Source organism: Kitasatospora sp. NPDC091335 (genome assembly GCF_044757205.1).
Lineage (GTDB): Bacteria > Actinomycetota > Actinomycetes > Streptomycetales > Streptomycetaceae > Kitasatospora.
Window position 1 is genome coordinate 132,047 of the sequence record NZ_JBIVUM010000001.1, and the last position, 20,621, is coordinate 152,667.

The window sequence follows — 20,621 nt, forward strand, 5'->3', positions numbered from 1 at the left end:
TCCAAGGAAGGGGCGCCGTGTTGGGAGATGCCTCCACCGGCGAGATGATCAAAAGGGCGCGGACCGCAAGGGGCTGGTCTCAGGAACGTCTTGCCGTCGAGCTGGGAAAGGTCGAGGGCAGGGGGGAGAAGGGGCCGGGGCGTGGGCAGGTCTATCGGTGGGAGAAGCAGGGGCGGGCGCCGAAGTACTGGTGGCCGCACCTCTGCGAGGTTCTCGAGTTCGGCTCATCCGATGGTGCGCCTGTGTCGCAAGTTGATGTGCCCGAGGGCGGTGCGGGCGATACCGTGAGCTCAGTCCTCGCGCTGGGAAGGAGCGAAGTGCTTCGCCGGGAATTCATGGCCGCCTCCAGCGGCTATGCGCTCGCGGCCCTCGGTCTGCCTGATCTGGACGGCATCACCCGCAGGGTGGCGGCCAACTCCGGTGCGCCAGTGCGGGTTGGCCGGGGTGAAGTCCTTGCTGTTCGCCAGATGGTCAAGTCGCTCAGTGATGCGGCGTCGGAACTGGGTGGTGGTCATGCCCGGCACCTCGCCGTCCACTACCTCGCGGAGAGTGTCGCCCCGTGGCTGGACGGGGTGTGGTCGGAGTTCACCGGGCGTGAACTCTTCGCCGGGGCAGCTCAGTTGACGCACCTCATCGGATGGATGGCCCAGGACGAAGGCAACCACGGTGTCGCCCAGAAGTACTACGCGCACTCGTACCGGCTTGCCGCCGAGGCCGGTGACGCGGAACTCGCCGCCACCGCACTTCGCGGCCTCGCCGTGCAGGCCGTCGACCTCGGCTACCGGGTGGCCGCCGTGCGGATCGCCGAGGAGTGCGTCGACCAGGCGAAACGTCTGGACGACCCGAAAGCGCTCGCCTACTACGAGACCACCCTCGCCGATGCCGCAGCCCAGGACGGTGATCGGACTACGGCTACCCGCTTCCTCACCGCATCCCAGCGGCACATCGAGCGGTCCTCCCCGGTGCCGGGCGACTCGTGGGCGAGTCACTTCAGTATCGGCCGCTGGGCCCATCACTCGGGCATGATCCTTGCCCGGCTCGGCGACTTCGGAGCCGCCCGGGACCACCTTCAGATGGCCCTTGACGTTCACGGCCTCGACCGGCGCCGCAGCCACGCGATCGTCCTGGCCGACCTCGGAACGGTGCAGGTCCGCCAGGAGAACTACGAGGCTGCCCTGTCAACGTGGAGTGACTTCCTCGCGCTGGCCGAAGGCGTCCGATCCGTGAAGGTGGACGACGCCGTGACGGACATGCGTGCCCGCCTCGCGCGGGTTGGAACCATTCACGGCGCCGCGGAACTGGACGAGCGAGCCGCCTGCTTCCTCTCGGGGCGCTCGGGCTAGGGGCTCGCCGCCGGCGGGATGCAGCCGGCCCAGGGGCGCCGGGTGCGGCCGCCCGCAGCCCCTCAGGCCCTCAGGCTTCCTCCCGCAGGCCCTCAGGCCTCCTCGCGCCAGCCCTCGTGGCCGGCGGCGAGGGTGTCGAGGGCGTGCAGCAGGGCGGAGGTCCAGCCGCTCTCCGGGGCCTCGGCCACCACCAGCCACTGGGCGTCCTCGGCGTCGTCCTCGCCCGCGAGCGCGTCGCGGACGACTTCGAGTTCGCCGAGGTCCGGCTGGGCGGCGCCGAGTTCCTCGACGGCCTCCTCGGCGGCGTCGCGGTCGGGCAGGACGAGCAGCTGCCGGGCGTACGGGTCGGCGACGTCCGGAAGGCCGGTGGTGTGGTTCTCGGTCACCCGGCCATTGTCCAGGCCGGGCCACCCGCTCCGTCGGGCGGGAGTGTCCGCGGCCCGTGGGATGCTGGTACGCGATGGCCAGGAAGAGTGCACCCGACGACCTGCTCGCCCCGCTGACCCTCGCGGTCGGCCAGGAGGAGCTGCTGCTGGACCGCGCGGTCGCCCAGGTGGTGGCGGCGGCGAAGGCGGCGGACCCGGACACCGACGTACGGGACCTGCCGCCCGGCGGCCTGCAGCCCGGCAGCCTGGCCGAGCTGACCACGCCGTCGCTGTTCGCCGAGCGCAAGGTGATCGTGGTCCGGGCCGCGCAGGACCTCTCCGCCGACTCGGTGAAGGAGGTCAAGGCGTACATCGAGGCACCGGCCGAAGAAGTGATCATCGTGCTGGCGCACGCCGGCGGAGCCAAGGGCAAGGGCCTGCTGGACGCCGGGCGCAAGGCCGGCGGGCGCGAGGTGGCCTGCGCCAAGATGACCAAGGCGAGCGAGCGGCTGGCCTTCGTCAAGGGCGAGTTCCGAACCCTGGGCCGCTCGGCGACCCAGGAGGCCTGCCAGGCCCTGCTGGACGCGCTCGGCAGCGACCTGCGCGAGCTGGCGGCCGCCTGCCACCAGCTGACCTCGGACGTCGAGGGCGCGATCGACGACACCGTGGTGGCCCGCTACTACAGCGGCCGGGCCGAGGCGACCGGCTTCGAGGTGGCCGACCTGGCGGTCACCGGCCGGGCCGCGGAGGCCCTGGAGCGGCTGCGCTGGGCGCTGGCCGTCGGCCAGCCGCCGACCGGCATCACCTACGCGCTGGCCTCCGGCGTGCGCAGCATCGGCCGGCTGGCGACCACCGGGCGGAACATGCGCCCGGCCGACCTGGCCCGCGAGCTGGGCATGCCGCCGTGGAAGGTCGACCGGGTCCGCCAGCAGATGCGCGGCTGGACGGGCGACGCGGTGGCCACCGCGCTGACCGCGATCGCCCAGGCCGACGCCGCCGTCAAGGGCGGCTCGGACGACCCGGCCTTCGCCCTGGAGCGCGCGGTGGTCGCCGTCGCCAGGGCCGCCAGGGCCGGCTCCCGGCCCGCCTACTGACGGCGGCCGGGCCCCGGCGGCGCCGGGCCTACTTCTTCATGGCCCGCACGGCGTCCTGCCCGTCGGACTGGAGGGTGCTGCGCAGCTCGTCCTTGGACGGCGGCTTGCCCTTCCCGTCGGAGTAGCTGGCCGAGTAGTTGATGTAGTAGGTCATCCCGCCGTCGAGGATGTTCAGCTCGGCGTAGACGCTGTGGTACGTGCCCGAGCCGTCGTCCTTGTACAGGAAGTACGCCTCCTCGCCGACTCCCGTGATCTCGGTGACCTGGTAGCCGCGCGCCCGGTACAGCTCCTTGTTGGCCGCCAGCTCGGGCGCCGGGTTGACCGCCTTGTGCAGGTCGGCGCGCAGGTAGACGTTGGCGTACTCGCTGTCGCTGTTGCCGCCGGTGCGCTTGAGCGACATCGAGCAGTTCATGCTGTCCAGCGCCGGGTGCCGGTCGGTGTGGTGGGTCGGCGCGGAGCTGTCCGAGACGGAGTACGTCTGGAGGAGCTTGGCGGGCTTCCCCGTGGTGCAGAAGTCGTCCGAGAGGTGGTAGCCGTGCAGGCCGCGCGGCGCGGAGTCGCCGCCGACCATGCCGGGGACGACCAGGACGGCGGCGGTCCAGCCGACCGAGACGATCACGGCGCCGACGAACGCCCAGACGGCGTTGCGCCGCAGGTTCCCGCTGCCGCCGGAGCGCGGCGCCGCCCCGGGAGCGGTCGGCAGGCCGGGTGCCGGGGCCATGCCCGGTGCCGCGGGCAGTCCGGGAGGCGGTCCGAAGCCGGCCGGACCCATCGGGCCGGGAGCCCCCGGTACGGGCTGCGCCCCTGCGCCCGGCTGCTGCTGCGGGAACCCGTACCCGGGCCCGTTCGGAGCAGGTGGTGGCGGTGGCGTCGTCATGAAGGTTCCCCCCTGGACCTGGCGCCGGGGTGCTCCCCGCACCTCGATCGGACCTGACCGACCCTAGCGGCCGGACCGCGGAACGCGACAGGCGCCGCAGTGGCCTCGGGAAGGAGACCGACTGCGACGCCTGTCGCACTGCTTCGTTGCACCGCACCCGCGTGGCGAACGCAGGCCGCGTGCGGTGCGAGTCTTGCGCGCCTCGGGGGTCCGGGTAGAGGGCCGGGTCGTCCCGAAGCGGTGGGGGCCGGAGCCCCCGGGGGCGTCAGGCCTGGACGGCCGTGTTGACGCGCTTGGTGATGGCCGACTTCTTGTTGGCGGCCTGGTTGGCGTGGATGACGCCCTTGCTCACGGCCTTGTCCAGTGCCTTGGAGGCGGCGCGGGCCAGCACGGTGGCCTTCTCGGTCTCACCGGCGGCAGCGGCCTCACGGGCCTTGCGCAGAGCGGTCTTCAGCGAGGACTTGACGGCCTTGTTGCGCAGGCGCGCCTTCTCGTTGGTCTTGTTGCGCTTGATCTGGGACTTGATGTTCGCCACGAAAGAGCCTCAGTCTGTGTAAAGAAATCCGAACGGGGTCACACCCGGCGGCCTTCGGTCCTGCTGAGAGGGCATGCCGAGGCCAGGTGCAGCATCCCACGCTACCAGGGGCCCGCTCCCCGCCCCAAACCGGCCGCCCGCGCGGGCCGCTCCCGGCTCCCGACCGGCAGTCCGCCCCGTGCTCGTGGGAGGATGGGAGGAACTATTTCGATCGGACGAGACCGTCCGGTCCCCGGGAAGCCGGTCAGCGATGACCCGGACACCCCCGGCCCCGGACCAACGGAGAATCGGACCAAGGTGCCCGCGACCCCCAGCAATGTGCCAGAGCCCAGCCGTACCGACCCGGCGCTGATCCGCAACTTCTGCATCATCGCCCACATCGACCACGGCAAGTCGACGCTCGCAGACCGGATGCTGCAGATCACCGGCGTCGTCGACCCCCGGCAGATGCGTGCCCAGTACCTCGACCGGATGGACATCGAGCGCGAGCGCGGCATCACCATCAAGTCGCAGGCGGTCCGCCTCCCGTGGGCGCCGAAGACGGGGCCGAACGCCGGGGCCACGCACATCCTCAACATGATCGACACCCCCGGCCACGTGGACTTCACGTACGAGGTGTCCCGCTCCCTCGCCGCGTGCGAGGGCACCATCCTGGTGGTCGACGCGGCCCAGGGCATCGAGGCGCAGACCCTCGCCAACCTCTACCTGGCGCTGGAGAACGACCTCACGATCGTCCCGGTCCTCAACAAGATCGACCTCCCGGCCGCCCAGCCGGAGAAGTACGCGGCCGAGATCGCCCACATCATCGGCTGCGACCCCTCGGACGTGCTGCAGGTCAGCGCCAAGACCGGTCTGGGCGTCGAGGACCTGCTGGACCACATCGTCCACACCGTCCCGGCCCCGGTCGGCGTCAAGGACGCCCCGGCCCGCGCGATGATCTTCGACTCGGTCTACGACTCCTACCGCGGCGTGGTGACCTACGTCCGGGTGGTCGACGGCCAGCTCACCAAGCGTGAGCGGATCGCCATGATGTCCACCGGCGCGACCCACGAGCTGCTGGAGATCGGCGTCATCTCGCCCGAGCCGAAGGTCGCCGACGGCCTCGGCGTCGGCGAGGTGGGCTACATCATCACCGGTGTGAAGGACGTCCGGCAGTCCAAGGTCGGTGACACCATCACCTCGATGCACAAGGGTGCGACCGAGCCGCTGGGCGGCTACAAGGACCCGCGTCCGATGGTGTTCTCCGGCCTGTACCCGCTGGACGGCTCGGACTACCCGCTGCTGCGCGACGCCCTGGACAAGCTGCGGCTCAACGACGCCGCGCTGGTGTACGAGCCGGAGACCTCGGTCGCGCTCGGCTTCGGCTACCGCTGCGGCTTCCTCGGCCTGCTGCACCTGGAGATCATCCGGGAGCGCCTGGAGCGCGAGTTCAACCTCGACCTGATCTCCACCGCCCCGAACGTGGTCTACCGCGTGGTGATGGAGGACGGCACCGAGCACACCGTCACCAACCCGAGCGAGTTCCCGACCGGCAAGCTCGCCGAGGTGTACGAGCCGATCGTGCGCGGCACCATCCTCGCGCCCAACGAGTTCGTCGGCGCGATCATGGAGCTCTGCCAGGCCCGCCGCGGCAACCTCCAGGGCATGGACTACCTCTCCGAGGACCGGGTCGAGCTGCGCTACACCCTGCCGCTCGCCGAGATCGTCTTCGACTTCTTCGACCAGCTGAAGTCCAAGACCCGCGGCTACGGCTCCTTCGACTACGAGCCGATCGGCGAGCAGTCCGCCCAGCTGGTCAAGGTCGACATCCTGCTGCACGGCGACGCGGTGGACGCCTTCTCCGCGATCGTCCACAAGGACAAGGCCTACGGCTACGGCGTGATGATGGCGGGCAAGCTCCAGAAGCTCATCCCGCGCCAGCAGTTCGAGGTGCCGATCCAGGCGGCCATCGGCTCCCGGGTGATCGCCCGCGAGACGGTCCGCGCGATCCGCAAGGACGTCCTCGCCAAGTGCTACGGCGGTGACATCTCCCGTAAGCGGAAGCTGCTGGAGAAGCAGAAGGAAGGCAAGAAGCGGATGAAGATGGTCGGCCGCGTGGAGGTCCCGCAGGAGGCCTTCATCGCCGCGCTCTCCACCGACGCCGAGGCGCCGAAGGAGAAGAAGTAGCGGCAGGGCGGCGACGAACGCCGGAAGGGCCCGGGCACCAGCCCGGGCCCTTCCGGCGTTTCCGGCGCGCTGAGGCCCTCCAGAGCGTTGAGGTCCTTCGGAGCCCTACTTCAGGCTGTGGAGGACCGCGGTGACGATCGCGGCCTTCGCCAGCCGCCCCGCGGTGCCGGTGAACACGGTGGGCCGCATCGAGTCGTCCGCGCCGACCACCTGGAGCAGCCCGTCCCGCCTGCCGAGGCTCACGCACTGCACCACGTACCGGAAGGCGAACGGCTCGCTGGTGCGGCCGGCCAGCAGTCTGCCGAGGTACCGGCCCTGCGGCAGCGCGGTGGCGCAGCCCATCCGCAGGGTGCCGACGCCGGGGACGGTGACGGCGGCGGCGTCGCCGATCACGTGGACGTCCGGGTGGGAGACCGACCGCAGACGGTCGTCCACCAGGGCCCGGCCGTGCTCGTCCACGGCGAGTCCGGCCTCGGCGGCCAGCGGGTGCACCTCCAGGGAGGCGGCCCAGACGGTGACGTCGGCCCCGAGCGGGCCGGCGGTGGTGCGCAGCCCGTCGGGGGTGACCTCGGTGACGGTGGTGTTCTCGTGGACGGCCACGCCGAGCCGGGCGAGGACGCGTCGGACGTGGGCCCGGCCCCTGGCCGAGTAGACGCCGCCGACCTGGCCGGACGCGACGATCCGCACCTTCCAGCGGGGGTGGGCCTCGGCGAGTTCGGTGGCCAGTTCGATGCCGGTGGCGCCGCCGCCGACCACGGCCAGGGTGCCGGGCCGTTCGGCGGTGTCGATCCGGCGGCGCAGTTCGGTGGCGCGCTCCGCCGAGTAGGCGTGCCGTTCGGCGCCGGGGACGCCGTGCCAGGCGGTGCGGCTGCCGAGGGCGTAGACCAGGGTGTCGTACTCCAGGCCGGTGCCGTCGTCCAGGTGGACCCGGTGGGCGGCCGGGTCGAGCCCGACGGCCCTGGCCCGCCGGTGGGTGACGGGGAGGCCGTGGGTGAGTTCGCTGACGGCGGGCCAGTCGCGGCCGCGGCCGGCGGCGGTCTCGTGCCGGCGGACGCGGTGCAGGAGCCGGTCCTCGGGGGCGACCAGGGTGACGGCGTGCCGCCGTGCGGCGCCCTTGGCCGCGGTGAGCCCGGCGTAACCGGCACCCAGTACGACGATCCGCTGCCCGGTGGTGGTGCTGCTCATCTCGTCCGCCTCCTCGCGAGGGCGCTCCGGTGGAGCGCTGTTCGGGAAGGGGACGACGCGGCCGGACGGGGTGTGACGGTGACCCGTGTCACAGCTCCACGGCCGGGACGCGGCCGAGCTTCTCGGGGTTGAGCATGGCGTACGCCTCGGTGATCCGTCCGGCGTCGACGGTGAAGGCGAGGACGCCGCCGACCGTTCCGGTGGCCAGGTCGTACCAGAGCAGTCCGGGCTCGCCGTTGACCGCGGCGCGGCCGATGCCCGTGCCGGGGGTGAACCACTTGGCGACCAGGCCGGCCACCAGCCGGGACACCCGGTCGGCGCCGTGGACCGGGCGGACTCCGGCGCGCACGATGCCGCCGCCGTCGGAGTGCCAGACCACGTCGGGGTCGAGGACCTCCATCAGGGCGAGGATGTCGCCGCGGGTGCTGGCGGCGGCGAAGGCCTCGACGGCCTGGCGGTGCCCGGCCGGGTCGGCGCCGGTGCGCGGGGCGCCCGCGCCGGCCCGGCGGCCGCCCTGGTCCCGGCCTCCCGGGCCGTCCTCGCCCCGGCTTCCCTCGCCCCGGCCTCCCGCGCGGACCCGGCGGCGGGCCCGCGAGGCGAGCTGGCGGGCCGCGTCGGCGGTGCGGTCCAGGGAGGTGCCGATCTCCTCGAAGCCGACGGCGAAGACGTCGTGCAGCACGAAGGCGGCCCGCTCGGCGGGGGTGAGCTGCTCCAGGACGGCCAGCAGGGCGAGCGAGACGGACTCGCCGCGTTCGGCCAGTTCGGCGGGGGAGTCGGGTCCGTCGGCGTAGGAGACGGACGGCTCCGGCAGCCACTCGCCGTAGTAGGCCTCGCGGCGGGCGCGGGCGGAGCCCAGCTGGTCGTAGCAGAGCCGGGTGACGACGGTGGTGAGGAAGGCGCGCGGGTCGGCGACGGCGGTGCGGTCGGCGGCCTGCCAGCGCAGCCAGGCGTCCTGGAGGACGTCCTCGGCGTCGGTGAACGAGCCGAGCAGCCGGTAGGCGACCGAGCCCAGGTAGCGGCGGTTCGCCTCGAAGGCGTCCGGAGCTTCCGGAGCCTCCGGAGCCTCCGGAGCCTCCGGAGTGTTCGGAGTGTTCGGAGTGTTCGGAACCTCCGGAGCTTCCGGAACATCCGGGCGGCCTTGGGCCTGGTCGTCGATCACCGGCCCAAGGTAGCGCGTGGCCTCCGGAAGGCGAAGGCAAAGGCGAAGGGCCGGGGCGGGAAGTCCCCGCCCCGGCCCGCCGCATGGTGGTCCGTCAGTCCACCTCGACCGCGGCCTCGGCGAACTGCGCCTGGTAGAGCCGGGCGTAGGCGCCGTCGGCGGCGATCAGCCGGTCGTGCGAGCCCTGTTCGACGATCGAGCCGTTCTCCATCACCAGGATCACGTCGGCGTCCCGGATGGTGGAGAGCCGGTGGGCGATCACGAAGCTGGTGCGGCCGGTGCGCAGCCGGGCCATGGCCCGCTGGATCAGCACCTCGGTGCGGGTGTCGACGGAGCTGGTCGCCTCGTCCAGGACCAGGATGGACGGCTGGGCGAGGAACGCCCGGGCGATGGTGATCAGCTGCTTCTCGCCGGCGCTGACGCCGGCGCCCTCGTCGTCGATGACGGTGTCGTAGCCGTTGGGCAGGGTGCGCACGAAGCGGTCGACGTGGGCGGCCTTGGCGGCCTCGACGACCTGCTCGCGGGTGGCGGACTCGGCGCCGTAGGCGATGTTGTCGGCGATGCTGCCGCCGAACAGCCAGGTGTCCTGGAGCACCATGCCGATGCCGGAGCGCAGGTCCTCGCGGGACATCGCGGAGATGTCCGTGCCGTCGAGGGTGATCCGCCCCGAGCTGACCTCGTAGAACCGCATCAGCAGGTTGACCAGGGTGGTCTTGCCGGCGCCGGTGGGGCCGACGATGGCGACGGTCTGGCCGGGCTCGACCTTGAGCGAGAGGTCCTCGATGAGCGGCTTCTCGGGGTCGTAGCGGAAGGACACGTCCTGGAAGGCGACCCGGCCGCGCACCACCTCGGGCCGTTCCGGCATGGCCGGTTCGGGGCTCTGCTCGGGGGCGTCCAGCAGCTCGAAGACGCGCTCGGCGGAGGCGACGCCGGACTGCACCAGGTTGGCCATGCTGGCGACCTGGGTGAGCGGCTGGCTGAACTGCCGCGAGTACTGGATGAACGCCTGGACGTCGCCGATGGACAGCGCGCCGCTGGCCACCCGCAGGCCGCCGACGACGGCGACCAGCACGTACTGGAGGTTGCCGATCAGCATCATCGCGGGCTGGATGATGCCGGAGATGAACTGGGCCTTGTAGCCGGCCTGGTAGAGCGACTCGTTGTGCTCGCGGAAGGTCTCCGCGGCCTCCTGCTGCCGGCCGAACACCTTGACCAGGGTGTGGCCGGTGTACATCTCCTCGATGTGGGCGTTGAGCTGGCCGGTGGACTTCCACTGCTGGACGAACTGCGGCTGGGCCCGCTTGCCGACCTTGGTGGCGACGACCACCGAGAACGGCACCGAGACCAGGGCGATCGTCGCGAGCAGCGGGGAGATCCAGAACATCATCGCGAGCACGCCGACCACGGTGAGCAGCGAGTTGACGACCTGTCCCATGGTCTGCTGCATGGACTGGCCGATGTTGTCGATGTCGTTGGTGACCCGGCTGAGCACCTCGCCGCGCGGCTGCTTGTCGAAGTAGCTGAGCGGCAGCCGGGAGAGCTTGGCCTCGACGTCCTGGCGCAGCCGGTAGCCGGCGGCCTGGACGGCCCGGGTGGCGAGCCGGCCCTGGAAGATGCCGAAGACGGCGGAGACCAGGTAGATGCCGAGCACCCAGAGCAGGACGGTGCCGATGGCGCCGAAGTCCATGCCCTGGCCGGGGGTGAAGTCGACGGAGGAGAGCAGGTCGGCGACGCCGTTGTCGCCGTGGGCGCGCAGCCCTTCGACGGCCTGGGCCTTGGTGGTGCCCGGTTCGAAGCGGGCGCCGACGACGCCGGCGAAGATCAGGTCGGTGGCGTCGCCGAGGATCTTGGGGCCGATGACGGCGCAGCCGATGCTGAGCACGCCGAGGAGCATGACGCCGATCAGGGTGGTGCGTTCGGGGCGCAACAGGCCGAGGACGCGCTTGCCCGAGCCCTTGAAGTCCATGGACTTCTCGGCGCCCTGGCCGCCCGCGAAGCGGCCGGGACCGGCCGGGCCGCGGCGGGCGGCGGCGGCCTGCGAGTCGCTGGGCAGGTCGGCCTTCCCACCGGGCTTCCCCCCGGCTTTCCCACCGGCCTTCGTCAGGTCGGTCTTCTCGCCGGCCGGGCCGGTCTTCGGGGCGTCCGGCTTCGCCGGGGGCTTTCCTGGGGTGGTCACGCCGCCTCCTGCTCGGTGAGCTGGGAGAGCACGATCTCCCGGTACGTCGGGTTGTCGGCCATCAGCTCGTGGTGGGTCCCGGAGCCGACGACGGCGCCCTCGTCGAGGACGACGATCCGGTGGGCGTCGCGGATGGTGGACACCCGTTGGGCGACGATCAGGACGGTGGCGTCGGAGGTCTCGCGGGCCAGGGCCTTGCGCAGCTTGGCGTCGGTGGCGTAGTCGAGGGCGGAGAAGGAGTCGTCGAAGAGGTAGACGGAGGGCCGGCGGACCAGGGTCCTGGCGATGGCCAGGCGTTGGCGCTGGCCGCCGGAGACGTTGCCGCCGCCCTGGGCGATGGGGGCGTCCAGGCCTTCGGGCAGCTTCTCGACGAACTCCTTGGCCTGGGCGATCTCCAGGGCGTGCCAGAGCTCCTCGTCGGTGGCGTCGGGCCGGCCGTAGCGGAGGTTGCTGGCGATGGTGCCGGAGAAGAGGTAGGGCTTCTGCGGGACGATGGAGACGTTCTCGGCGATCGTGGCGGGGGCGAGTTCGCGGACGTCCACGCCGTCGATCAGGACCTGTCCGGAGGTGGCGTCGAAGAGCCGGGGGACGAGGCCGAGCAGGGTGGACTTGCCGCTGCCGGTGGAGCCGATGATCGCGGTGGTCTCGCCGGGGCGGGCGCTGAGGTCGATGCCGCGCAGCACCGAGGCCTCGGCGCCGGGGTAGCGGAAGTCGACGTCGCGCAGTTCCAGGTTGCCGCGGCGCGGCAGCTCGGTGACCGGGGCGGTGGGCGGGACGACGCTGCTGCGGGTGGCGAGGACCTCTTCGACGCGTTCGGCGCAGACCTCGGCGCGCGGCACCATCATGAACATGAAGGTGGCCATCATGACGCTCATCAGGATCTGCATCAGGTAGGAGAGGAACGCGGTGAGCGCGCCGATCTCCATGGCGCCGCTGTCGATGCGGTGGGCGCCGAACCAGAGCACGGCGACGCTGGAGACGTTCACGACCAGCATGACGGCGGGGAACATGACGGACAGCAGCCGGCCGACCTGGCGGGCGACGTCGGTGAGGTCCTCGTTGGCGTCGGCGAAGCGGTTCTGCTCGTGGTCGTCCTTGACGAAGGCGCGGATGACCCGGATGCCGGTGATCTGCTCGCGCAGGATGCGGTTCACGGTGTCGATCCGCTCCTGCATGCTGCGGAACTTGGGGCGCAGCGCGCGGACGAGCAGCACGACGACGACGCCGAGGGCGGGGACGACGGCGAGCAGCAGGCCGGACAGCGGGACGTCCTGGTTGAGCGCCATGATGATGCCGCCGACGCACATGATCGGCGCGGCGACCATGAGCGTGAAGCTCATCAGGGTGAGCATCTGGACCTGCTGGACGTCGTTGGTGGTGCGGGTGATCAGGGAGGGTGCGCCGAACTGGCCGAGTTCGCGGGCGGAGAAGCTCTGCACCCGGTCGAAGACGGCGGCTCGGAGGTCCCGGCCGAAGGCCATGGCGGTGCGGGAGCCGATGTGGACGGCGCCGATGGCGCAGAGGGCCTGGACGAGGGTCACTCCGATCATCACCCCGCCGACGCGCAGGATGTAGCCGGTGTCGCCCTTGACCACGCCGTCGTCGATGATGTCGGCGTTGAGCGTCGGCAGGTAGAGCGCCGCGAGGGTGGACACCAGCTGGAGCAGTACCAGCAGGGTGAGCGGTCGGGAGTACGGGCGCAGGTACGCCCTGAGGAGTCTGATCAGCACTGGCACACTCTTGTCGTCGCCGGTCGGGTTCGCACCCCAATTCTGGGTGTTCTGTAGTGTCGTACAGGCGATTCGGCGGGTGGGAACCCGGGGTTTGCCGGGCTTTTGCCGAACCGGCGGGACGGGCCGGCGCGGGACGGCGTTCCCGCGCGGGGTGCGGGCGGTGGCGGGGCGCGGCACCGGTGTCGTGGCGGGGTGCCGTCGGGTGCTGCCCCCTTACGGAATGACCGGTTTCCGCCTAGGCTGCTGGTTGCCCCTTTGTTACTGACCGGTACCGTTCAGGTGAACCGGGGGCCCGGCGACCGCCCCCACGGACGCCGCGACAATCCCTCAGACGGCCACCCGTCCCCGGAGGTCCTCGTTGAGTTCCGCGCAGTCCCTGATCGACTCCGGCAGGCCCGACCTCGTCGCCGGCCGTCCCGCCTCCGTCGCCCACCTGTTCCTGGAGCGGGTCGCCCTGACCCCGAGCGCCGAGGCCTACCGCTACCCCGCGCCCGTGGACGAGCAGGCCGCGGACGGCGCACCCGGCGCCGAGCAGTGGCGCTCGCTCACCTGGGCGCAGACCGCGACCAGGGTCAAGGCGGTGGCCGCCGGCCTGATGGCGCTCGGCATCCGCCCGGAGGACCGGGTGGCCCTGGCCTCCTCGACCCGGGTCGAGTGGGTCCTCGCCGACCTCGGCGCCATGTGCGCGGGCGCCGCGATCACCACCGTCTACCCGAGCACCAACGCGGACGAGACCGCGTTCATCCTCTCCGACTCCGGCTCCAGGGCGCTGTTCGCGGAGAACGCGGCCCAGCTGGCCAAGGCCGTCGGGCAGCTCGGCCAACTGCCCGGGCTGCGCACCGTGATCCTCTTCGACGAGCCCGCCGAGGCGCCCGAGACCGGCGGGCTGGAGCTGCTCACCCTCGCCGGGCTGGAGGAGCGCGGCGCCCGGTACCTGGCGGAGCACCCGGACGCGGTGGAGAAGGCCGTCGACGGGCTCGGCAAGGAGCAGCTGGCGACCCTCATCTACACCTCCGGCACCACCGGCCGCCCCAAGGGCGTGCGCCTGGTGCACGACTGCTGGGCGTACGAGGGCCGGGCGCAGGAGGCGAGCGGGCTGCTGGGCCCGGACGACGTGCAGTTCATGTGGCTGCCGCTGTCGCACGTCTTCGGCAAGACGCTGATCTCCGGGCAGATCGCCACCGGGCACGTGATGGCGCTGGACGGCCGGGTGGACCGGATCATCCACAACCTGCCGGTGATCCGGCCGACCATCATGGCCTCGGCACCGCGCATCTTCGAGAAGGTCTACAACGGCATCGCGGGCAGGGCCAGGGCCGAGGGCGGCGCCAAGTACAAGATCTTCCTGTGGGCGGCCAAGGTCGCCCGCGAGTACGCCAGGGCGGTCCAGGAGAGCCGGATCGCCACCGGCACCGGCACCGCCCCGCTGGGCCTGCGGGCGCAGCACGCGCTGGCCGACAAGCTGGTGTTCGCGAAGATCCGGGCGGCCTTCGGCGGCCGGATGCGCGGCGCGGTCTCCGGCAGTGCGGCGCTCGCCCCGGAGATCGGCTACTTCTTCCTGGGCGCCGGGGTGCCGGTCCTGGAGGGCTACGGGCTGAGCGAGACCAGCGCCGGCTCCTGCGTCAACCGCGCCGAGGACGTGCGGATCGGCACGGTGGGCCGCCCGTTGCCCGGCACCGAGGTGCGGATCGCCGAGGACGGCGAGATCCTGCTGCGCGGCCCGGGCGTCATGCGCGGCTACCACAACCTGCCGGAGAAGACCGCCGAGGTGCTGGAGCCGGACGGCTGGTTCCACACCGAGGACATCGGCGAACTCACCCCGGACGGCTTCCTGCGGATCACCGACCGCAAGAAGGACCTGTTCAAGACCTCCGGGGGCAAGTACGTGGCGCCCAGCGAGGTGGAGGGCAAGTTCAAGGCGGTCTGCCCGTTCGTCAGCAACATCCTGGTGATCGGCAACGGCCGCAACTACTGCACCGCGCTGATCGGCCTGGACGAGGCGGTGCTGCTGCCGTGGGCCGCCGAGCACGGCCTGGCCGGCCGCTCCTACGGGGAGCTGGCCGTCGAGCCGGCCGTGCACGAGCTGATCGAGGGCTTCGTGAAGCGGGTCAACGCCGACCTCCAGCGCTGGCAGACGATCAAGAAGTTCCACCTGCTGCCGCGCGACCTCGACATCGAGCACGGCGAGCTCACCCCGAGCCTGAAGATCAAGCGCCCGGTGGTCGAGCGGACCTACGCGGACGCGGTGACCGCGATGTACGCGGGCGCCAACGAGGCCTGAGCCGGGCCCGTTCCCGTCCTGCCCCGCCCCCGCTCCCGTCCTGCTCCCGTACGGCCCGTGAACGCTTCGCGGGCCGTACGGGACAATGGGCTCATGCCCTCCGCACTTCCCGACGGTGAACCGGTGCCGTCCGACGGTTCCCTGCCCGCACCCGCCCTCGACGGGCTGGGCTCCCGGCCGTTCGGCTTCTACCTGCACGTGCCGTACTGCGCAAGCCGCTGCGGCTACTGCGACTTCAACACCTACACCGCCACCGAGCTGCGCTCGTCCGGGGCCGTCGCCTCGCAGGAGACGTACGCGGACAACGTGGTCGCCGAGGTCCGGCTGGCCCGGAAGGTGCTGGGGGACGCGGCGCCGCCGGTGCGGACCGTGTTCCTCGGCGGCGGCACCCCGACCCTGCTGCCCGCCCGCGACCTGGTGAAGATGCTCGCCGCGATCCGCGAGGAGTTCGGGCTCGCCGAGGGGGCCGAGGTCACCACCGAGGCCAACCCGGAGTCGGTCGACCCGGGGTACCTGGCCGAACTGCGCGAGGGCGGCTACAACCGGCTCTCCTTCGGCATGCAGAGCGCCCGCCCGCACGTCCTGAAGCTGCTCGACCGCCACCACACCCCGGGCCGCCCCGAGGCCTGCGTGGCCGAGGCCCGCGCGGCCGGCTTCGAGCACGTCAACCTCGACCTGATCTACGGCACCCCGGGCGAGTCCGACGACGACTGGCGGGCCTCCCTGGACGCCGCCATCGGCGCCGGGCCCGACCACGTCTCCGCGTACTCCCTGATCGTAGAGGAGGGCACCCGGCTCGCCGCCAGGGTCAAGCGCGGCGAACTGCCGATGATCGACGACGACGTGCACGCCGACCGCTACCTGATCGCCGAGGAGGCGCTCGGCGCCGCCGGCTACTCCTGGTACGAGGTCTCCAACTGGGCCACCACCCCCGAGGGCCGCTGCCACCACAACGAGCTCTACTGGACCGGCGCCGACTGGTGGGGCGCCGGCCCCGGCGCCCACAGTCACGTCGGCGGCGTCCGCTGGTGGAACGCCAAGCACCCCGCCGCCTACGCCCGGGCCCTCACCGAGGGCCGCACCCCGGCCCTGGCCCGCGAGGTGCTGGCGGACGAGGACCGCCGTGTCGAGCGCATCCTCCTGGAGCTGCGCCTGGTGGAGGGCGTCACCCTGGACCTGCTCACCGGCACCGGCCGGGAGGCCGCCGCCCGGCACCTCGCCGACGGCCTCCTCGACCCGGGCCCGTACGAGCGGGGCCGCGCCGTCCTCACCCTCCGGGGCAGGCTCCTCGCGGACGCGATTGTGCGTGACCTGGTGGACTGACTTTCGTTAACGTGGGTGTCAGCCGTCGGAGGGAGCGTGCGATGACCGCCATCGATGATCGGATGACCGGGATCTTCGAGAACCTGGAAGTGCCGGAAGGCGTCAAGGCCGAACTCATCAGGGGGGAAATCGTGATGATGGCGGGCCCTGACATGGTCCACAACCTCATCGTCCTGGCGATTCAGCACCAGCTTCCGTACGGTCGGTGGCGCCCCCTCACCACGCAGGATCTGGGGATCCCCGGCCAGGCCAGCGAACCTCAGCCCGACCTCGTCGTCTTCGAACGCGGGGCGGTCGAGGAGCATGGGCGACTGCTCCCGTCGCCTGCCGTCTCCCTGGTGGTCGAGGTGGTCTCGAAGACCAGTGTCGACCGCGATTACCGGACCAAGCGGGAGCTCTATGCCGAGGGCACTGTCCCCGCGTACCTGATCGTCGACCCGATCAAGGGGGTGTGCGTGCTGCTGACCGAGTTGGGTCAGGATCCCGGCTCCGGCCTCCCGAGGTACATGTCCGAGCGGACCAGCAAGTTCGGCGAGCCCGTCCCCGTCGACCTGCTTGATGTCGATCTGGACACCACGGACTTTCAGAAGTACGTCTGACCGGCCTCATTCCGGCAGGGCCGTGAAGTCGATCAGCTCCTCGACCCGGCCCAGCAGTTCGGGCTCCAGGTCCTTGTAGCTGTCGACCTTCGACAGGATGTGCTTCCACGCCGCCGGGGTGTCCACCGGCCAGCCGAGGCGGCGGCAGGTGCCCTCCTTCCAGTCCTCCCCCCGCGGGACGGCGGGCCAGGCGGGGATGCCGACGCTCGCGGGCTTCACGGCCTGCCAGATGTCGATGTAGGGGTGGCCGACGACCAGCACCGAGTCGCCGGTGACCCGGGCGGCGATGCGGTGCTCCTTGGTGCCGGGGAGCAGGTGGTCGACCAGGACGCCGAGGCGGCGGCCGGGGCCGGGGGCGAAGTCGGCGACGATCGCGGGCAGGTCGTCGATGCCCCGCAGGTACTCGACGACCACGCCCTCGATCCGCAGGTCGTCGCCCCAGACCCGCTCGACCAGCTCGGCGTCGTGCCGGCCCTCGACGTAGATCCGCGACTCGCGGGCGACCCGGGCGCGGGCGCCGGGGACGGCGACCGAGCCGGAGGCGGTGCGGGACGGCGTGCGGGGGGCCGCGGGGCCGGTGGGGCGGACCAGGGTGACGGCCCTGCCCTCCAGCAGGAAGCCGCGCGGCACCAGCGGGAACACCCGGTGCTTGCCGAACCGGTCCTCCAGGGTGACGGTGAACCCCTCGGCGGTCTTCTCGCAGCGCACCACCGCCCCGCAGAAGCCGGTGGCCGCCTCCTCCACCACCAGGTCCCGCTCGGCGGGCACCTCGGGGGCGGGGGCCTGGTTCTTCCACGGCGGGGTCAGGTCGGGTCCGTACTGGCGGCTGCGCATACGGGTGATCATAGGGAGGGCGGACGGTGCGTCAGAGGCCCGGCGCGCCCCAGACCGGGAACCAGCGGCTCAGGTCCTTCTCCAGCCGCAGGTCGTTCCCCAGCATCGCGTTGACCTGCAACTCCAGCGGGCTGTTGCGCCGCTCCCCGCCGCCGGGCATCGGGGCGAAGGGGTAGAACGTCCCCCGCTTGTAGAGGTAGACCAGGGCCAGTGACTGTCCCTCCGGATTCCTGAAGGCCACCAGCGAGCAGAGCAGCTGCGGCCCGAAGCCGTTCGCCTCCAGCTCGCTGTTGACCGCGTGCAGGTCGTTCACCAGCTCCGGCAGCTCCTCGGGCCGGTGCCGGGCGAGCAGCCAGGAGTAGCCGTAGCCGTCCTTGGAGGCCTCCACGGGGACGCCGCCGCGCTCGGTGTCGGCGTCCAGCAGCGCCCTGACCTGCTGCTCGACCTGGACGAAGGCCGCACCCTCGACGGCCGCGAAGCAGACCGAGCCGAGCCCGGTGGGGGTGAAGCCGGCCCCGGCCTCCAGGGTGAGCGCGGCGGACGGCACGCCGAACAGCTGGTCGAGGTCGGGTTTGACGGGCTTGGTGCGGCCGAACAGGGTGTCCAGGATTCCCACGGCGGTCCTCTCGGGTTCGGGGCTTCAGCGGCCGAGCTGCTCGGAGATCCGCGCCAGCTGCTCCAGCCGCTTCTCCAGGCTCGGATGGGTGGACAGCAACTGCGAGGCGGTCTCCCGGGCGCTCAGCGCGGGGGCGAAGTAGAAGGCGTTGTACGGCTGGGCCTGGCGCAGGTCCTTGCTGGGGATGGCCGCGATCTGCCCGGTGACCTTGGTGAGCGCCGAGGCCAGCGCGCTGGGCCGGCCGGTGAGCTGGGCGGCGGCCCGGTCGGCGGCCAGCTCGCGGTAGCGGGACAGCAGCCTGGTGAGCAGGAAGCTGACGGCGTAGACGACCATCGACACCAGCGGGATGACCAGCGCCACGACGGCCGCGTTCTGGTCGTTGTTGTTGCGCCCGCCGCCCATGAACCCGCCGTACACGGCGATCCGGGTCATCGCCCCGGCGAGCACGCCGAGGAAGCCCGCGATCGTCATCACCGCGACGTCCCGGTGGGCGACGTGCGACAGCTCGTGGGCGAGGACGCCCTCCAGTTCCTCCGGCTCCAGCCGGCGCAGCAGCCCGGTGGTCACGCAGACCACGGCGTTCTGCGGGTTGCGGCCGGTGGCGAAGGCGTTCGGCATGTCGTTGTCGGCGACCGCGACCCGGGGTTTGGGCATGTCGGCCAGCGCGCACAGCCGGTCGACCGTGCCGTGCAGCTGGGGGAACTGTTCGGGGGACACCTGGCGGGCTCCCATCGCCCGTTCGGTGATCTTGTCGCTGAACCAGAACTGGGCCACGAACAGCCCGCCGGAGATCAGGACGATCAGTGGCCACGCGCCGCGCAGCAGCGCGATCAGCAGGCCGGTGAAACCGACGTACAGCAGCCCGATCACGAACATCGTCGCGACCATGCGGCCGGTCAGGCCGCGGTCGGGCGCGAATCGGGTGTGCTGGCCCGAGCTCGACATCGCTTGCTCCTCCGTTCGCCGTCGCTTTCGATGCTGCCACCCGGACGGCCTCCGGGCACCACCCCGGCGCCGGGAGGATCGAACCGCGGGGGCCCCGCGGGCCGTGGCTGGAACTGCGGGGAGGATCACCCCGGCCGGACCGTTCCTGCCGTAGGGCCCGGGCCTTACACTGGCAGGTACGGTTCTGGCACTCGCGTGTTCAGAGTGCCAGGCCGGGGTCTCGGGAAGCGGCCCGCGGCGGCAAGGGACACAGACGGACAACGTGCGAAGACGGAGGTGCGCGCCCCATGGCCGGTGAGGTCCGCCAGCTGGACGAACGCAAGCTCGCCGTGCTCCGCGCGATCGTGCAGGACTACGTGGGCACCGAGGAGCCGGTCGGCTCCAAGGCCCTGGTGGAACGGCACAACCTCGGGGTCTCGCCGGCGACCGTCCGCAACGACATGGCGGCGCTGGAGGAGGAGGGTTACATCCACCAGCCGCACACCAGCGCCGGCCGCATCCCCACCGACAAGGGGTACCGCCTCTTCGTCGACAAGCTCGCCGAGATCAAACCCATGAGCGCCCCCGAGCGCCGGGCCATCCGGCACTTCCTGGACGGCGCCGTCGACCTGGACGACGTGGTCGCCCGCACGGTGCGGCTGCTCGCGCAGCTCACCCGGCAGGTCGCGGTGGTGCAGTACCCCTCGCTGACCCGCTCCACCGTCCGGCACATCGAGCTGGTGGCGCTGGCCCCGGCCAAGGTGATGCTGGTGCTGATCACCAACACCGGCCGGGTCGAGCAGCGGATGGTCGACTGCCCCGGCTCGGTCGGCGAGACGGTGCTGTCGGACCTGCGGACCCGGATCAACGCGAGAGCCGCCGGCCGGCGGCTCCCGGAGGTCCCCGGGATGCTGGAGGAACTGCCGGCGCTGTTCGACCAGGCCGACCGGCCGACCGTCAGCACCGTCCTGGCGACCCTGTTCGAGACGCTCGCCGAACATAACGAGGAGCGGATCATGCTGGCCGGCACGGCCAACCTGACCCGCTTCGGGCACGACTTCCCGCTCACCATCCAGCCGGTGCTGGAGGCACTGGAGGAGCAGGTCATCCTGCTCCGCCTCCTGGGTGAGACCGGGGACGCCGCGATGACGGTCCGGATCGGGCGGGAGAACGCCTACGAGGGGCTGAATTCCACCTCGGTGGTTTCGGTCGGCTACGGTTCGGGCGACGAGAGCGTGGCCAAACTGGGTGTGATCGGTCCGACCCGGATGGACTATCCGGGCACAATGGGGGCGGTGCGAGCGGTGGCGCGGTACGTGGGCCAGATCCTGGCCGAGTCCTAGCAGAGGCCATCGCCGGAAATCCGGCGATGGCGACCAGTCGCAGCACTACTACAGGCGGAACAAGCGGA

General features: G+C 71.7%; 17 protein-coding genes. 7 read left to right on the top strand and 10 right to left on the bottom strand.

Annotated features, from left to right (window positions below; translation table 11 throughout):
- Window positions 1-17: 17 nt before the first annotated feature.
- Window positions 18-1,343, top strand: a complete 1,326-nt coding sequence (locus ACIQOW_RS00575; RefSeq protein WP_401077998.1) for a tetratricopeptide repeat protein — start codon at window positions 18-20, stop codon at window positions 1,341-1,343.
- Between the two features lie 92 nt (window positions 1,344-1,435).
- Here the strand turns inward: ACIQOW_RS00575 and ACIQOW_RS00580 are convergent, their stop codons facing one another.
- Window positions 1,436-1,672 (bottom strand): hypothetical protein, encoded by a 237-nt coding sequence (locus tag ACIQOW_RS00580; protein WP_401079747.1) that lies wholly within the window; start codon window positions 1,670-1,672, stop codon window positions 1,436-1,438.
- Window positions 1,673-1,803: 131 nt separating this feature from the next.
- Between ACIQOW_RS00580 and holA the strand changes: the two genes are divergently transcribed.
- Window positions 1,804-2,802 (top strand): DNA polymerase III subunit delta, encoded by a 999-nt coding sequence (gene holA, locus ACIQOW_RS00585; protein WP_188298249.1) that lies wholly within the window; start codon window positions 1,804-1,806, stop codon window positions 2,800-2,802.
- A 28-nt stretch (window positions 2,803-2,830) separates the two neighbouring features.
- Here the strand turns inward: holA and ACIQOW_RS00590 are convergent, their stop codons facing one another.
- Both ACIQOW_RS00590 and rpsT read right to left on the bottom strand, forming a co-directional pair.
- Window positions 2,831-3,523 (bottom strand): hypothetical protein, encoded by a 693-nt coding sequence (locus ACIQOW_RS00590; RefSeq protein ID WP_401078001.1) that lies wholly within the window; start codon window positions 3,521-3,523, stop codon window positions 2,831-2,833.
- Window positions 3,524-3,944: 421 nt separating this feature from the next.
- Window positions 3,945-4,214 (bottom strand): 30S ribosomal protein S20, encoded by a 270-nt coding sequence (gene rpsT, locus ACIQOW_RS00595; RefSeq protein ID WP_188298251.1) that lies wholly within the window; start codon window positions 4,212-4,214, stop codon window positions 3,945-3,947.
- A 297-nt stretch (window positions 4,215-4,511) separates the two neighbouring features.
- Between rpsT and lepA the strand changes: the two genes are divergently transcribed.
- Complete coding sequence (gene lepA / locus ACIQOW_RS00600; protein ID WP_401078006.1) at window positions 4,512-6,380, top strand: translation elongation factor 4; 1,869 nt, start codon at window positions 4,512-4,514, stop codon at window positions 6,378-6,380.
- A gap of 105 nt (window positions 6,381-6,485) precedes the next feature.
- Here the strand turns inward: lepA and ACIQOW_RS00605 are convergent, their stop codons facing one another.
- The 4 genes from ACIQOW_RS00605 to ACIQOW_RS00620 all read right to left on the bottom strand — a co-directional run bounded on the left by ACIQOW_RS00605 (window position 6,486) and on the right by ACIQOW_RS00620 (window position 12,630).
- On the bottom strand, window positions 6,486-7,565 hold the full coding sequence (locus tag ACIQOW_RS00605; protein ID WP_401078009.1) for an NAD(P)/FAD-dependent oxidoreductase: 1,080 nt from the start codon (window positions 7,563-7,565) through the stop codon (window positions 6,486-6,488).
- An 88-nt stretch (window positions 7,566-7,653) separates the two neighbouring features.
- Complete coding sequence (locus tag ACIQOW_RS00610) at window positions 7,654-8,724, bottom strand: sigma-70 family RNA polymerase sigma factor (RefSeq protein ID WP_401078012.1); 1,071 nt, start codon at window positions 8,722-8,724, stop codon at window positions 7,654-7,656.
- Window positions 8,725-8,818: 94 nt separating this feature from the next.
- Window positions 8,819-10,690: an ABC transporter ATP-binding protein gene (locus ACIQOW_RS00615; protein WP_401079749.1), complete on the bottom strand. Its 1,872-nt coding sequence runs from the start codon at window positions 10,688-10,690 to the stop codon at window positions 8,819-8,821.
- A gap of 206 nt (window positions 10,691-10,896) precedes the next feature.
- Window positions 10,897-12,630, bottom strand: a complete 1,734-nt coding sequence (locus tag ACIQOW_RS00620) for an ABC transporter ATP-binding protein (RefSeq protein WP_401078015.1) — start codon at window positions 12,628-12,630, stop codon at window positions 10,897-10,899.
- 361 nt (window positions 12,631-12,991) lie between these two features.
- On the opposite strand from ACIQOW_RS00620, the gene ACIQOW_RS00625 reads away from it, so the two are divergent.
- The 3 genes from ACIQOW_RS00625 (at window position 12,992) to ACIQOW_RS00635 (ending at window position 16,836) form a co-directional block, all read left to right on the top strand.
- Window positions 12,992-14,914 carry an AMP-dependent synthetase/ligase gene (locus tag ACIQOW_RS00625; protein ID WP_401078018.1) on the top strand — a complete coding sequence of 641 codons (1,923 nt, stop codon included), beginning with the start codon at window positions 12,992-12,994 and terminating at the stop codon, window positions 14,912-14,914.
- A gap of 93 nt (window positions 14,915-15,007) precedes the next feature.
- Window positions 15,008-16,237: a radical SAM family heme chaperone HemW gene (hemW, locus tag ACIQOW_RS00630; RefSeq protein ID WP_401078021.1), complete on the top strand. Its 1,230-nt coding sequence runs from the start codon at window positions 15,008-15,010 to the stop codon at window positions 16,235-16,237.
- 41 nt (window positions 16,238-16,278) lie between these two features.
- The gene (locus ACIQOW_RS00635; RefSeq protein WP_401078024.1) at window positions 16,279-16,836 is read left to right on the top strand and encodes a Uma2 family endonuclease; all 558 of its coding nucleotides are present in this window, start codon (window positions 16,279-16,281) and stop codon (window positions 16,834-16,836) included.
- A gap of 6 nt (window positions 16,837-16,842) precedes the next feature.
- Here the strand turns inward: ACIQOW_RS00635 and ACIQOW_RS00640 are convergent, their stop codons facing one another.
- The 3 genes from ACIQOW_RS00640 to htpX are packed head-to-tail and all read right to left on the bottom strand — an operon-like array spanning window position 16,843 to window position 19,231.
- Window positions 16,843-17,670: a DUF3097 domain-containing protein gene (locus ACIQOW_RS00640; RefSeq protein WP_401078027.1), complete on the bottom strand. Its 828-nt coding sequence runs from the start codon at window positions 17,668-17,670 to the stop codon at window positions 16,843-16,845.
- A gap of 31 nt (window positions 17,671-17,701) precedes the next feature.
- Window positions 17,702-18,286, bottom strand: a complete 585-nt coding sequence (locus ACIQOW_RS00645) for a hypothetical protein (RefSeq protein WP_188298259.1) — start codon at window positions 18,284-18,286, stop codon at window positions 17,702-17,704.
- 24 nt (window positions 18,287-18,310) lie between these two features.
- A complete protein-coding gene (gene htpX, locus ACIQOW_RS00650) occupies window positions 18,311-19,231 on the bottom strand; it encodes a zinc metalloprotease HtpX (protein ID WP_401078032.1) in 921 nt (306 codons plus the stop codon).
- Between the two features lie 287 nt (window positions 19,232-19,518).
- On the opposite strand from htpX, the gene hrcA reads away from it, so the two are divergent.
- Window positions 19,519-20,553, top strand: coding sequence for a heat-inducible transcriptional repressor HrcA (hrcA, locus tag ACIQOW_RS00655; RefSeq protein WP_401078035.1), 1,035 nt, complete (start codon window positions 19,519-19,521; stop codon window positions 20,551-20,553).
- The last annotated feature ends 68 nt before the right edge of the window (window positions 20,554-20,621 follow it).